Genomic DNA, 12895 nt, shown 5'->3' on the forward strand with positions numbered 1-12895 from the left:
AGGCAGGGCCACGGCCCGGCCCGGATATTGGGGTGCGGGCCGGCCGGGGCGCGCAATAGGGTCGATGTCCGTGGAACCACTCACCGAGAAACAGATCCGCGCATCCTTCGTGAACTGCACCAAGGGTGAGGCGGCGCGCATGCGCCTGCCCCTCGACTTCGCCGAACTGCCCTGGGAGGACCTGGACTTCCTTGGATGGGTGGATCCGGGGGCGCCGCTGCGGGCCCATCTGGTGCTGCCGCGGGAAGAGGGCCCGCTGGGGATCTCCCTGCGCGTGCCGTCCGTGGGCCGCACCAGCGCGGTGAAGTCCAGCCTGTGCCAGATCTGCCTGACGGGGCACGCCTCCTCCGGGGTCACGCTGCTGGCCGCGCCGCTGGCGGGCGCCCGCGGCCGCGAGGGCAACACGGTCGGCACCTACATCTGCGCGGACCTGGCCTGCTCCCTGTACGTACGCGGCAAGCGGCAGCCGAAGCTGCGCGCCGGCCGGCAGGAGGAGTCGCTGACCCTGGACGAGCGTCTCGCACGCATGGAGGGCAACCTGAGCGGCTTCGTGTCCCGTGTCACCGGGGTCACGGTCGCCTGACCCGCCGGAGGAGTATCGGCGGCCGGCGGCTCAGAGGCGCTCGGCCGCCGGTTTGTGGTTGCCCTGGAGGCGTTCGAGGTCGGAGGGGCGCACCTGGATGACGAACAGCGCGATGGCCGCGCCGACCAGGGTGAAGAGGGCCGCGACGACGAAGGCCGTACTGATGCCCGAGGTCAGCACCTGGTCGCCCCAGGGCTTCGGGAGCTGGCCGGTGCGTTCGAAGAAGGCCTTCTGCGCGGGGCCGGCCGTGGCGAGGAAGTCCGGCACCTGCTCCTTGGCCTCGTTGCGGCTGGCCGTGCCGAAGACGGTCACCAGGATCGACAGGCCGAGCGAGCCGCCCACCTGCTGCGTCGAGTTCAGCAGTCCGGATGCCGCTCCCGACTCCCGGTCGGAGACGTTGGACAGGGCCATCAGGGTCAGCGAGACGAACTGCAGGCCCATGCCGAGCGCGAAGAACAGCATCGGGCCCAGGATGCTGCCGAGGTAGGTGGAACGGGCGTCGATCTGGGTCAGCCAGGCCAGTCCGGCCGCCGAGGACAGCGCGCCGCAGACCATGAACGGTTTGGGCCCGAACTTCGGCAGCAGTTTCGCGGTGAGGCCCGCGCCCACCGCGATCACCGCGCTGACCGGGAGGAAGGCGAGGCCGGCCTGGATCGGGCTGAAGCCGAGCACGTTCTGTACGAAGAGGGTCAGGAAGAAGAACATGCCGAAGATCGCGCAGGCGAGCATGAGCATGATCCCGTAGGTCCCGGCCCGGTTGCGGTCGGCGAACATGTGCAGCGGGGTGATGGGCTGCGGCGACCGCCGCTCGTTGAGGACGAACAGGGTCAGCAGGACCACGGCCGCGCCGAAAGAGCCGAGCGTCACCGGGTCGCGCCAGCCCTCCTGGGAGGCCCGGATGAAGCCGTAGACGAGCGCGACCATGCCCACGGTGGACAGCAGCGCGCCCGCGAAGTCGAAGTGCCCGGGGTGGCGTTCGGACTCGCGCAGGACCTTCGCGGCCAGCACGGCGATCACGAGCGCGATGGGGACGTTGACGAAGAGGACCCAGCGCCAGTCGAGCCACTCGACGAGGATGCCGCCCGCGAGGAGTCCGATCGCACCGCCGGCCGCCGAGACTCCGGCGAACACGCCGAACGCCCGGTTGCGGGCCGGGCCTTCACGGAAGGTGGTGGTGATCAGGGCGAGGGAGGTCGGCGAGGCGATGGCACCGCCGACGCCCTGGAGGGCCCGTGCGGCCAGCAACTGGCCCTCGTTCTGGGAGAGACCGCCGAGGAGCGAGGCCAGGCCGAAGAGCAGGACGCCGAAGATGAAGACGCGTTTGCGGCCGAGGATGTCGCCGATGCGGCCGCCGAGGAGCAGCAGACCGCCGAAGGCGAGGGTGTAGGCGTTGACGACCCAGGAGAGGCTCTCGGTCGAGAAGTTCAGGGCGCTCTGGATGTGCGGGAGCGCGATGTTCACGATCGTGATGTCGAGAACCACCATGAGTTGACAGGACGCGATGACGAACAGGGCGAGTCCGTTGCCGCTTCCTCGGACCGTGCCGTCGGTCCGTTTGCTGCTCGGCGTTGCGTTCGGGTCCACCTTCTCGACGCTAAGCCCGCTCCACCGGCGTCACCACTCGAACGGCCTAGTGCAGGTGACATTTCACATGTCACACTACGATCATGGATGACTTCCTCAGGCTCTCCGCGAGCACGGCCCGATTCACCTACGGCGCCCCGCGGGCACTGGCCTTCGGGGACGGCGGCAGGCTCCTGTGGTTCCTCCGGTCGAGCGGAGGAACCGACGCCTTCGACAGCCTCTGGGTGCTCGACACGGCCACCGGCGAGGAAATCCGGCTTGCCGATCCCCGGGAGCTGTGCCCCGAGCCCGGCCCGCTCCCCACCGCCGAGCGCCGGCTGCGCGAACGCACCCGGCTCGTCGCGGCCGGGATCGGCTCCTACGCCCTCTCCGGCGACGGGCGCCGCGCCGCCTTCGCCCTGTACGGACGGCTCTACGAGGTCACCGCCGACGGCGCCGGGACCCTGAGGGAGATCCCCGCCGCCGGGCCCGCACTGGACCCGCGGCCCAACACCGACGGCTCGCGCACCGCCTACGTCGCCGACGACGCCCTGTACGTCGTCCCCGGCGGGCGGGTCAGCCCCGACGACGGGGCCCGCTGGGGCCTGGCCGAATTCGCCGCCGCCGAGGAACTGGGCCGCTCCCGGGGCCACTGGTGGTCACCCGACGGGAGCACACTGCTCGCCGCCCGCGTCGACGAATCCGCCCTCCAGCGCCGGTGGTTCGCCGACCCCGCCCACCCCGAGCTGCCGGCCGAGGACTTCGCCTACCCGGAGGCGGGCGGGCCCAACGCCGACGTCCAGCTGTGGGTGCTCGGGGAGACCCGGACACGGATCGACTGGGACGCCGAGACCTACCCCTACGTCTGCGACGCCGGCTGGGAGTCGGCCGAGGAAATCCTCCTCACCGTCCAGGACCGGCTCCAGCGAAACGTCGTCCTGCTCTCCGCCGACCCGGCCACCGGCCGCACCCGGGAGCTGTCCCGCACCACGCACCCCCTGTGGGTCGACCCCGACGTCACCGGCACCCCCTGCCGCCTCCCCGACGGGCGGATGCTGACCGTCACCGACACCCCGAGCGGCGGCGCGCGCGGCCTCGCCCTGGACGGCGTACCGCTCACCGGCGACGGCATCCAGGTCCGCCGCGTGGCGGGGGTCCACGAAGGCCGGCTGCTGATCGAGGCGGCCCTGCGCGACCCGGCCGAGCAGCAGGTGCTGCTGCTCGACACCGCCACCGGGGACGCGACCCCGCTCGCGGACGGTCCCGGCGTCCACAGCGTGACCGCCTCGGCCGGGTACCTGCTGCTGACCTCCGCCGACGCCGACGGCGTGCGCCGCGTCGTACGCACCCCCGACGGGCGGGAGTTCACGCCCGCGGACCTGTCCCGGCCGCTGCCGTACCGGGTCGCCCCGGTCCTGGAACGGGTCACCGAGCACGCGATCCCCACCGCGCTCGTGCTGCCCCGCGGGCACGTCGCCGGCCGGAGGCTGCCCGTCCTGATGGACAGCTACGGCGGCCCCTGCGCCCAGGACGTCACCGCCGACCCGCGCCGCTGGCAGCACCGCCAGTGGTGGGCCGACCAGGGCTTCGCGGTGGTGACCGTCGACAACCGCGGCACCGCGTACGTCTCCCCCGCCCACACCCGGGCCATGTACCGCGGCTTCTCCCAGGTCACCCTTGACGACCAGGTCGCGGCGCTGCACGCACTGGCCGCCCGCCACGGCGACCTCGATCTCGGCCGGGTCGGCATCCGCGGCTGGTCGTACGGCGGCTACCTGTCGGCGATGGCCGTCCTGCGCCGCCCCGACGTCTTCCACGCGGCGGCCGCCGGGGCCGCGCCGACCGACTTCCGGCACTACGACACCGCCTACACGGAGCGGTACCTGGGCCTTCCGCAGGAACACCCGGACGTCTACGAACGGGACTCGCTCCTGCCCGACGCCCCGAAGCTGTCCCGCCCGCTGCTCCTAATCACCGGCCTGGCCGACGACAACGTCCACCCCTCGCACACCCTGCGCCTGTCACAGGCCCTGACGGACGCGGGCCGCCCGCACCAGCTGCTGGCCCTCCCCGGCGTCACCCACATGACACCGGGCGGCACCCGCGAGAAGATCATGGCGCTGGAACTGGACTTCTTCCGCCGCGAACTGGCCTAGTGCGGCCCCAGCACTAGCTTGATCTTTAACCTGTGCGGCGGGGTCGTGGGATCGTCGGCTTCGCCTTCCTGGACGCTGCAGTGCCCGTTGTGCGGGGTGTGTGGACGTCATGACGTGGGGTGGGCCGCGTGTTCTTGCGTCCTGGTGGACGCCCAGGTCCGGGGCGGGTGGGTTTCGGTGCTTGGGCTGGGCAGGCGGTGTTGGGGCGGATGTGCCGGAAGTCGCGACGGACTCGAGCTGGAGTGAGGCGGTCGGGCGAGGTGGGTTTCTCCCATGGACGATGTCGGTCGGCCGCCAGTGGCCGGGCCAGTCGCAGTTGGGTGTAGGCCGCGAGGATCAGCCGGGTCCAGCGGTCCGCCGCCTGAGGTGTGCGGACCTTCGGGCAGGTCCAGCCGAGAGTCTGTTTGAACAGGCGGAAGGTGTGCTCGATGTCGAAACGCCGCAGGTATGCCTGCCACAGACGGTCGGTGTCCGCCTCAGTGGCGTCGGTGCCCGACCACCACAACCAGACCGGCTTCAAAGTGGCTCCGCTGGGCAGGTGGTCGATGTCCAGGCGGATCACCGTTCCCTCAACGATCGGGAGGGTGCCGTCGGCCGCGGCCCAGGAAGAGCGGTGGGTGAGTTTGGGGTGGAGCCGGTCCCACGAGCGTGCTCGGGCGGTGCCGTAGAGGCGGGTGTGGGTGGCGGTTTCGGTGTCCGGGGTGCCCCAGGTAACGCCCGACGTGCACCCGGCGCAGGTCTGGAGAGCCGTACTCGGCGGTGCCCTCCGGACGGGGCTGGTCGGCGAGCAGGTCGACGGCGTCCATCAGCTGCCGCAGCCCGGCGGGGTCGTCCTTGAGGAACCGGGCGGCCGCGATCGAAGTCGTCGGCCGCCTCGCCGAAATGGCCGACGCCGCCGCCAAGTTCACGAGCGTGTTCGCGGATCCGTGACCACCCTTCCGGCGCCCGGGTTCCAGCCGCGGCGGGGCACGGAGTCGAGGAGGAGGCGCGGGTAGGCGTGCGGGTGACCACTCCTGCCGCACACCAGCCCCCTCGCCGTCGGGCCCCACGGGCGTTCACCCGCTCGGCTCAACGAGAGCGCAGGGCGCCGGGAAACGGCGCGTGCGGACCTCCCAGGAACTACCGGCTGGTTACTTGTTCCCCGGTGTCTGCGCCAGGAGCTCGGGGCCGACACCTGCGCTTCAACTTCCCCAGGGCGTCCTGGAGCTGGTGCGAGGTCGTCACCCGGCCTCACATGCTGGTCCTGCGCGGCGATCTGGGCTGCTGGTCCTTCAGCAGCGTCGAGGACATGTCGGACTTCTTTCGCGAGCCCGAGGACGTCGCCCGGATGGACCCGGCGTACTGGGCGGAGAAGCTGGTGCTCGGCGGTCGCGACAGCGCCAGGACGTACGCCCCTTCACGCGCCACCGCCTACGTCGTGCAGACGATGGACGAGAACGCCGCCGAACACCCCGGTCTGCCGGGCGACGCCCAGGACGTGTTCTTCGCCGATGCGGACCTGAGCACCGAGACCGGCCATCCGGCATCCAAGATCAGTTGTAGGGAGACGAGTTCAAGACATCTGACCAGAATTCCAGGAGACGTGTTGAAGACCCGAAAGATCGCCATACCCTTCGCCGCCGCGCTGCTCGTGCTCGCCGGAGCCCAGGTCGCCAGTGCCGACACCGTCGACCCCGCCGCAGCGCAGGCCAAGGAGCAGGCCGACCGAGCCGGCACCAAGAAGACCGGTGACATCTTCGCCACGTACAAGGGCAAGAAGATCAACCTGACCAAGGACGGCTGGGGCACCGCCAAAAACTGCGCCGAATACCCCGACCTCACCGTCAAGTGCTTCGACACCGAAGACGAGGAGAAGGCCGCCACCAACTCCTACAAGAAGACCAAGAAGGGGACCAAGCACGCGATCCCCGAGGCGCCCGAAGGCAGATCCACCTGACGATGAAGAAGGGCGCACCGAACAAGGCCGGCTCGATGGCCATCGCGGTCGACGGTAACGGCACCGCCTACACCCCGTTCGGTTCCACCCGCATCTGGGCCGACACCTGGTACTACGGCCGCCAGCTCACCTTCTACAGCGACGGCTCGAAGAACCTGGGAGACTACTCCTTCCGCGACCAGGCGTCGTCCACCTGCAACAACGACGAGACCGGCGGCATGTCGCTCTACGACTGGCGCACCGGGCTGCCGGACCCGCAGATCATCACCGGCCTGGGCGGATGCCTCGGAAACCTGCACAGCTACAGCTACCCCACGGGCGGGAACTGGGGCGACAAGGCCGACGAACTGACCATGTGACACCCCACTGTCACCCGAGCCCCCGCACTGACTACGGTGTGGGGGGCTCTCCCATTCCTGCACCCGAGGAGCCCGCCTTGATCACACGCCGTCTGCTGCTGACCGCATCTCTCCTCGCGCTGGCCGGATGCTCACTGGAGACCCAGCCGAAGACAGACCTCGCCGTACCCGACCGTCTCACACTCCAGCCCCACGGGTTCTACCTTCAGGACGAGGCCAGGGACGGCGAACTCTTCAAGACATGGGCAGCCTCCGAAAACAACCCGGACTGGTCCGTCGTGAGCCACGTGAAGGCGGTGCAGCGCGTGGTGGAGGGAGACGCGGTGTACGCCTACATCCACACCGACCTGAACCCGAAGGACGACCCCGACATGCAGACCCAGGCGATCGGAGAGGCGTATACACAGTGGCCTCAGCGTGCCACGGACGCGGTCCGGATCGGTGTCTTCGACGCACAGGGCAAGCGCATGGGAAGGGCCATGATGGTGGAGCCTCAGCGAAGCTGACGACATCACCGGTATGACCGAGCCTTCCCGGCTACCCGGCCGGCACCCGCCTGATCGTGCGCCGCGAACGCCCCCACCCCGGCGCACAGCTCTCCCTCTTCGACCGGGACGAAGGTATGCGCCACCAGGTGTTCCTCACCGACGCCCGCTACTCCGGCGGCGGCTCCATCCAGCATCTGGAGGTCCGCCACCGCGGACACGCCATCGTCGAGGACCACATCCGCTGCGGCAAGGACACCGGCTTCGGCCGCTTCCCTTCCCGCCACTGCCCGATCAACGCGGCCTGGCTGGAACTGTCCCTGGACGCAATCGACCTCACTGCCGCCGAACCCGAGAAGCTCCGCTACCGGCTCCTGCACGTCGCCGCCCGTCTCACCCGCGGCGGCCGCCGCCTTCACTTGCGGATCTCCAAGACCTGGCCCTGGCGGAACGCACTCGCCACCGCTTGTTACCGCCTGGCCGCCCTACCCCGCCCGGTCTCCTGACCACCGGCTGTCCTGACCGCCCCCGACCCGAAAGACCTCGGAGACTCCGGCCCCGCGTCGGCACCCCGGCATGCCCACACCACAAAAACCGCACGGCCACCGACAAGTTGACGACGATCAGTGTCCCGCCACGGCAACCGAAACGGCGAGGCTAAGGCAGAGGCCAGGCCGGGTGTCCGGTCGCCCGTAACCCGCAACATGCCTCACGTGCCTGCAAGGACGAGACGCTTCCGGCCAGCCGTCGTCTCTCGGCCGCCGGCGACGGCAAGCTTGCCGTCCTGCGCGAGGCGGATCAGCTGCCGCTGCGTGGGGACCACGGCGGGCCCGCCGTAGTCCTCGCGGTCGGTTCCCCGGGCCGCATCGCCCCACGGGTCGCCGCCGGGGAACGTCAGGGCGAGTGGCACGCCGCCCTCGACGATCCTGGCGAGCAAGCCCATGCGCTCGCCGAGCTCGCGCAGGCCGGCCGCGCTGGAGCGCAGGGAATCGATGGTGTCGGCGAGCTCGACCGGAGTGGCGGGCACCTCGGCGGCCCGGGCGAGCTGCCGCAGCCGCAGCTCCATCCCGGCCAGCTCCACGGCCATCTCGTCCAGCGTGATGTTCTTGCCCGCCATCAGTCCGGCGGTGTTCTCCTCGGCGGCGGACTCGTGGGTGTCGGTACGCATGGTCAGCTCCATGTGGTCGGGGGCGGGTCGAGCAGGGTGAAGTCGCGGCCGTCGAGGGCGCCCCATAGGCGGGCGGCGACGAGGCGCGAAATGGCGAGGTTGGCGCCGCTGCCGTCGGCCAGGACGACCGCGACCACCATGGCCTTACTGCCATCGGTGAGGGCGGTCGCCTCCCAGGCTTCGAGGACGTCGGCGACGTGGATGAGTGGATCGGTACTGCTGCTCACAAGTTGACTCTCTGTTCAGGCAGGGCACCGCGGGCCGGTGGTACCAGGGGGCTTCGCCGCCCAATGCAGTTGCTTTTGAGCTGCGGGGGGACGTTGCCCCGGGTGTGACGGGGTGGGGAGCAGGACAGCGGGTGCGGATCGGGATCCTGACGAAGGTGTTCACCACCGAGCTGGTCGACGCGGCGATAGCCAAGCACGGCCGAGCTGAGCAGCGGCGCCGCCTCCTACCCGCGCGGCTGGTCGTGTACTTCGTCCTGGCCCTATGTCTGTTCGCCCGGGAGTCGTACGAGAAGGTGCTGCGCGTGCTGACCAGCGGGATACCGGGCAGCCGGGCCCTGGCCAGAGTGAACCGGTCCTCCTTATGCCGAGCACGGTCCCGGCTCGGCGAGGACGTGCTGGAGACCCTGTTCAGAGAGGTAGCCGGTCCGTTCGCCACTCCGGACACACTCGGGGCCTGGTGGCGCGGGCTAGCTTCCACCACGGGCGGCCTCCCCTTCGGGTTCCCCCAGGTGAGGGCGGTGGTCCTCGTCGAGATCGGAACACGCGGAGTGCTTGATGCCCGCCTCGGCGGCTACCGCGACGGCGAACGGAGCCTTGCCTACCCGCTGGCCGGATCCACCAGTTCGGGGGACCTGGTCATCGCCGACCGCGGCTTCTGGTCGGTCGAGTTCGCCCACACCTTCACCGTTACCGGCGCGAACCTGCTGGTCAGACTCCAGTCCAATCACCTCGGCACCCTCCAGGAGGAGCTTCCCGACGGCTCGTACCTGTCGATAGCGCGTCCGGGCAAGGCACTCCGGCTCCGGGCAGGCCGCGAAGGCCGAACCCTGCCCAAGCACACGATCTACCGCGTCATCACCTTCACGAAGGACGACAAGGTCACCTTCCTCGGCACGACACTGCTGGACCCCGAGCAGTACCCGGCGGCCGAGCTGGTCGCGCTCTACCGCGAACGTTGGGAGATCGAGCTGGCCTTCGACGAGATCAAGAACCACCTCGGCCCCGGCGGGCCGATCCGGTCCCGCACGCCGGAAGGCGTCCGGCAGGAGCTGTGGGCCTACCTCGCCGTCCACCACGCGATCCGCCGGTTCGCCCACGCCGCAGCCCTCGCCGGCCCCGCCGTGGACACAGACCGCGTCTCCTACCTCAAGTGCGTTCGCATCATCCGCCGAAGCGTTCCGTCCCAGCTCGGAGCCACTACGGCCAAGCTCACACGCTCCCTGGCTCAGGCCGGGCAAGAGGCACGCAGCCGCTTACTCCCAGCCCGCCGGAACCGGAATTGCCCCCGGGCGATCAAGAAGCCCAACCGGTGGCCCGTGCTGCGGACCCGCGCCAAACGGGATGCGGTCGAGCCGGGCCGCTGGGCCCTCAACCAAACCAAGAAGGCCAAGACCAACCGGCGGGCGGGGAGACCCGTACTCCGGTCGTCCCCGCCCACGAGACCGCCCTCGCCCTCAGCAGGCGTCGACTGGACGCCTCAATGATCGATCTGTTTGTGCGTGCCGCTTACGCCGAGGTCCACGCGCATGGCCTCCCCCATGGACCTCAGGTGGCGCCACAGGTCCTTCACCTGACGCCGGGCCTGCTCGATGGTGTCGTCTGGCTGGGGAACGCCGCCATCCATACGTCGCAGCGACCCGTAGAGAACGCTGATCTTGTCGTTCACGGTGCGGGCCTCGGCAAGGACTCTGTCCGAGACCAGCATCTGCGCCTCGTCATACTGCACCCGATGAGTGTTCACGGCGGTGGCTGCTCTTTCGCGGATCTCGTCCGTCAAGGTGCCGGTAGCCAGGGCTTGGACGTAGTCGGCGAGCGCGTAACGACAGCTGCGTGCTCCACTGTTGACACCGATGTAGCAGTTGCAAAGGTTTTCACGGTGCTGGCGCATACCCTCCCAGCGCAGCGTCTGGTGGGCGGCGCGTTGGGCCAGGTAACCCGATGCCACGGTTCCGCTGACACCTGCGATTCCGACAAGCAGAGTGGCTAGGGCTGCGTCCATCGGCCCAGTACAGCAGCCACGCCCGTCCTCGTGCGCAAGGTATGCGCGACCTCGACGGTTCATCACACAGTGTGCGTAACGGGCGCCGTCATAGGTCTGAAAAGGCGCAGGCGTGGCGCCAAGGGCGGCACACCCAAAAGCAACTGCATTGGGCTTCGCCGCCCCCTGGACCCCGCTACCCCCGGCACTCCCCGGCGCGAGACGGCATCGTCGTGGCAGATGCCCGTGCGCGCCGGGGAGCACCGGGGCCTGGTCGCCTTGGCTGGGCGGGGTTTCCGGTGTGCGCCCTCGGGTGAGGCGCGTTCAGACGTCCGGGTCGGTGCAGCCGGTGTCCAGCTGCAGATAGGTCCGACCTCCGTCGTACGGCCGGCCGGACGTGCACCGGAAGCTGGTCTCCAGGACGTCCAGCACCGCCCGGGTGGTGGCCTCGTCGGCGATGATCCGGATGTCCGCGATCCCGGGCAGGTGCAGGCGTTCTGGCCGCTCGCGGCGGGGGCGGGCGGCCATCAGTGGAAGCTCACGCGGGCGACGACCGCCAGGAGCTCGCCGGCCTCGCCCGCGGTGTTGAGCGTCCCGGGCTCGGCGTCCTTGACCGGGCCGACCAGGAGGACGTGCTGGGCCCGGTCGAGCAGCGCCCACCACTCCGCGGGCAGGGACACCGACTTGGACGCACGCCACAGCTCGATGTCGTCCTCGCTGGCTTCGTTCACGTCAACCGACAGCGTTTGTTCGTGGGTTCCGGCGGCGTTCAGTGATCATCGACGCTCTGGATGTTCACGGGAAATAGCAGCAGCACCTTGGTCGTCCCGCTCGTCGACCGGCTTCGGAGATCGGTCGTGATCGTTCGGCGGAAAAGGAGCCGTGCTGTCCGCGGCAGAGGTGACACCATGCGGTGTCATGGCAGATGACAGCACCAGTACGTTTCAGGCAGGCCAGACGGGGCTCATCGTCCGGATCCCGGAGGCGGAGCCGTCCGTCCGTGGGTGGCGTGAACGGCTCGATCCCTCAGCCCAGGCCGGGGTTCCAGCCCACGTCACCGTGCTCTTCCCGTTCCTCGATGAGAGCCGAATAGATGCGCTCGTCTACTCCGCTCTCGCGGACGTGCTGGGCAGCCACCAGGCTTTTGACCTGCGGTTCGAGAGGTGTGGACGGCTCCCGGAAGTGCTGTATCTCGTCCCCGAGCCTGACACGCAGTTGCGGCAGCTCACGGAGGCGATCGCTGATCGTTGGCCTGAGGCTCCGCCGTATGGCGGCCGGTTTGCCGAGATCGTGCCGCACCTGACCATCGCTCAAGGTCGGGAAGATGCCGTCCTGGAGGAGATCGAGGCCGACCTCGCCGGCAGGCTCCCGTTCACATCTCACGTCGCCTCGGTCGAACTGATGGTGCACGACGGCGTGAAGTGGCAAGAGAGGGCGTCGTTCGCACTCGGAGAATAGAGCAGGTCAGAGGCTTGACTGGTCCGCTGCCCCCTAGGGCCTGTGGCGAAAGTGGATCTTGTTCGTTGATGATCATGTCCCGTGGGGCGTGGTGATCTGACGAACGGCCAGTGGGCCCGGCTTGAGCCGTTACTGCCGACGGGTATCAAGCCGGGCCGTCCGCAGGTGTGGACGCGGCGGCAGCTGATAGACGGCATACGGTGGCGGACCCGGACCGGCGCCCCCTGGCGCGACGTGCCAGAACGCTACGGGCCGTGGGACCGGGTCTACGACCTGTTTCGGCGCTGGCAGCGCAACGGCACCTGGGCCGGGATCCTCACCCGGCTCCAGTCCGAAGCCGACGCGAAGGACCTGATCACCTGGGACGTGAACGTCGACTCCATCTGCCGGGCCCACCAGCACGCCGCCGGCGCGGCGAAAAGGGGGGCCTCCAGAAGGAGCCGCCCGGCGGCGTCTTCGTCGAGCCTGCCGACCACGGACTCGGACGCTCCCGTGGCGGACTGACGAGCAAGATCCACCTCGCGGTCAAGCAGGGACAGAAGCCCTTGGCCGTGGTGATCACGGCCGGGCAGCGGGGTGACTCGCCGCAGTTCGAGCCGGTCCTGGAGGCGATCCGGGTACCGAGGCTGGGGCTCGGCAGGCCGCGTAAGCGACCCGACCGGGTGCGGGCCGACAAGGCGTACGACTCCCGCAGCAACCGCTCCTACCTGCACAGACGCGGCATCGAGGCCACCATCCCGGTCCCGGCGGACCGTGTCCGCAACCGGCTCAAGCGCGGCTCGCACGGCGGCCGGCCGCCGAAGTTCGACAAGGACGACTACAAGCAGCGGCATGCGGTCGAGTGCGGGATCAACCGCCTCAAGCGCCACCGGGCCGTCGCCACCCGATACGACTGTGAGGATGTTCGGGTGCCGCTCCACGCGGTGGCCTGACTCGCGCTACGACTGGCCCTGGTGCCTTGCGTTTGATCTGTCGGCCACCG

At 69.7% G+C, this 12895-nt stretch carries 14 protein-coding genes and 2 pseudogenes; 9 read left to right on the forward strand and 7 right to left on the reverse strand.

The annotated features are described in order from the left end of the window. Positions 1-70 precede the first annotated feature (70 nt). On the forward strand, positions 71-583 hold the full coding sequence (locus ACZ3X1_RS32195; protein WP_390078561.1) for an FBP domain-containing protein: 513 nt from the start codon (positions 71-73) through the stop codon (positions 581-583). A gap of 30 nt (positions 584-613) precedes the next feature. Here the strand turns inward: ACZ3X1_RS32195 and ACZ3X1_RS32200 are convergent, their stop codons facing one another. Continuing rightward, a complete protein-coding gene (locus tag ACZ3X1_RS32200) occupies positions 614-2167 on the reverse strand; it encodes an MFS transporter (protein ID WP_390078474.1) in 1554 nt (517 codons plus the stop codon). Between the two features lie 83 nt (positions 2168-2250). Between ACZ3X1_RS32200 and ACZ3X1_RS32205 the strand changes: the two genes are divergently transcribed. Beyond that, positions 2251-4302, forward strand: coding sequence for a S9 family peptidase (locus tag ACZ3X1_RS32205; protein WP_467282388.1), 2052 nt, complete (start codon positions 2251-2253; stop codon positions 4300-4302). Positions 4303-4327: 25 nt separating this feature from the next. Here the strand turns inward: ACZ3X1_RS32205 and ACZ3X1_RS32210 are convergent. After that, a pseudogene (locus ACZ3X1_RS32210) lies at positions 4328-5014 on the reverse strand (NF041680 family putative transposase); the annotation flags it as partial. A 522-nt stretch (positions 5015-5536) separates the two neighbouring features. Between ACZ3X1_RS32210 and ACZ3X1_RS32215 the strand changes: the two are divergent. The 4 genes and pseudogenes from ACZ3X1_RS32215 to ACZ3X1_RS32230 form a co-directional block, all read left to right on the forward strand. After that, positions 5537-6238, forward strand: coding sequence for a hypothetical protein (locus ACZ3X1_RS32215; RefSeq protein ID WP_467282390.1), 702 nt, complete (start codon positions 5537-5539; stop codon positions 6236-6238). A 2-nt stretch (positions 6239-6240) separates the two neighbouring features. Next, the gene (locus ACZ3X1_RS32220; RefSeq protein WP_467282392.1) at positions 6241-6597 is read left to right on the forward strand and encodes a hypothetical protein; all 357 of its coding nucleotides are present in this window, start codon (positions 6241-6243) and stop codon (positions 6595-6597) included. A gap of 77 nt (positions 6598-6674) precedes the next feature. After that, positions 6675-7103, forward strand: coding sequence for a hypothetical protein (locus ACZ3X1_RS32225; protein ID WP_467282394.1), 429 nt, complete (start codon positions 6675-6677; stop codon positions 7101-7103). A gap of 29 nt (positions 7104-7132) precedes the next feature. Further along, positions 7133-7588, forward strand: a pseudogene (locus tag ACZ3X1_RS32230) (transposase); the annotation flags it as partial. Positions 7589-7791: 203 nt separating this feature from the next. On the opposite strand, the gene ACZ3X1_RS32235 reads toward ACZ3X1_RS32230, so the two are convergent. Beyond that, positions 7792-8250, reverse strand: coding sequence for a hypothetical protein (locus ACZ3X1_RS32235; protein ID WP_467282396.1), 459 nt, complete (start codon positions 8248-8250; stop codon positions 7792-7794). Positions 8251-8252: 2 nt separating this feature from the next. Beyond that, entirely contained in the window at positions 8253-8477 is a 225-nt protein-coding gene (locus ACZ3X1_RS32240; protein ID WP_467282399.1) for a hypothetical protein, read from the reverse strand. Positions 8478-8608: 131 nt separating this feature from the next. On the opposite strand from ACZ3X1_RS32240, the gene ACZ3X1_RS32245 reads away from it, so the two are divergent. Beyond that, positions 8609-9961: an IS4 family transposase gene (locus tag ACZ3X1_RS32245; RefSeq protein ID WP_467282402.1), complete on the forward strand. Its 1353-nt coding sequence runs from the start codon at positions 8609-8611 to the stop codon at positions 9959-9961. Here ACZ3X1_RS32245 and ACZ3X1_RS32250 read toward each other — a convergent pair. The 3 genes from ACZ3X1_RS32250 to ACZ3X1_RS32260 form a co-directional block, all read right to left on the reverse strand. After that, positions 9955-10476, reverse strand: coding sequence for a hypothetical protein (locus ACZ3X1_RS32250; RefSeq protein WP_467282404.1), 522 nt, complete (start codon positions 10474-10476; stop codon positions 9955-9957). The two genes, ACZ3X1_RS32245 and ACZ3X1_RS32250, sit on opposite strands and share 7 nt — an antisense overlap. A 303-nt stretch (positions 10477-10779) precedes the next feature. After that, positions 10780-10983: a hypothetical protein gene (locus ACZ3X1_RS32255; RefSeq protein WP_467282406.1), complete on the reverse strand. Its 204-nt coding sequence runs from the start codon at positions 10981-10983 to the stop codon at positions 10780-10782. After that, the gene (locus ACZ3X1_RS32260; RefSeq protein ID WP_467282409.1) at positions 10983-11186 is read right to left on the reverse strand and encodes a hypothetical protein; all 204 of its coding nucleotides are present in this window, start codon (positions 11184-11186) and stop codon (positions 10983-10985) included. Before ACZ3X1_RS32260 ends, ACZ3X1_RS32255 begins: the two co-directional genes overlap by 1 nt. A 187-nt stretch (positions 11187-11373) precedes the next feature. Here ACZ3X1_RS32260 and ACZ3X1_RS32265 point away from each other — a divergent pair, with 187 nt between their 5' ends. After that, complete coding sequence (locus ACZ3X1_RS32265) at positions 11374-11913, forward strand: 2'-5' RNA ligase family protein (protein ID WP_467282412.1); 540 nt, start codon at positions 11374-11376, stop codon at positions 11911-11913. An 81-nt stretch (positions 11914-11994) separates the two neighbouring features. Then, a protein-coding gene (locus ACZ3X1_RS32270) for an IS5 family transposase (RefSeq protein ID WP_467282415.1) occupies positions 11995-12845 on the forward strand; the annotation gives its coding sequence in 2 pieces (ribosomal slippage) (positions 11995-12342 and positions 12345-12845; 849 coding nt in all). The last annotated feature ends 50 nt before the right edge of the window (positions 12846-12895 follow it).

The organism is Streptomyces sp. NPDC023541 (assembly GCF_055559995.1).

Excerpts from the sequence above, each read along its gene's own strand:
- ACZ3X1_RS32205 (WP_467282388.1), top strand. The coding sequence starts at position 2,251 with ATGGATGACTTCCTCAGGCTCTCCGCGAGCACGGCCCGATTCACCTAC.
- ACZ3X1_RS32215 (WP_467282390.1), top strand. The coding sequence starts at position 5,537 with ATGCTGGTCCTGCGCGGCGATCTGGGCTGCTGGTCCTTCAGCAGCGTC.
- ACZ3X1_RS32220 (WP_467282392.1), top strand. The coding sequence starts at position 6,241 with ATGAAGAAGGGCGCACCGAACAAGGCCGGCTCGATGGCCATCGCGGTC.
- ACZ3X1_RS32235 (WP_467282396.1), bottom strand. The coding sequence starts at position 8,250 with ATGCGTACCGACACCCACGAGTCCGCCGCCGAGGAGAACACCGCCGGA.
- ACZ3X1_RS32250 (WP_467282404.1), bottom strand. The coding sequence starts at position 10,476 with ATGGACGCAGCCCTAGCCACTCTGCTTGTCGGAATCGCAGGTGTCAGC.
- ACZ3X1_RS32255 (WP_467282406.1), bottom strand. The coding sequence starts at position 10,983 with ATGGCCGCCCGCCCCCGCCGCGAGCGGCCAGAACGCCTGCACCTGCCC.
- ACZ3X1_RS32265 (WP_467282412.1), top strand. The coding sequence starts at position 11,374 with ATGGCAGATGACAGCACCAGTACGTTTCAGGCAGGCCAGACGGGGCTC.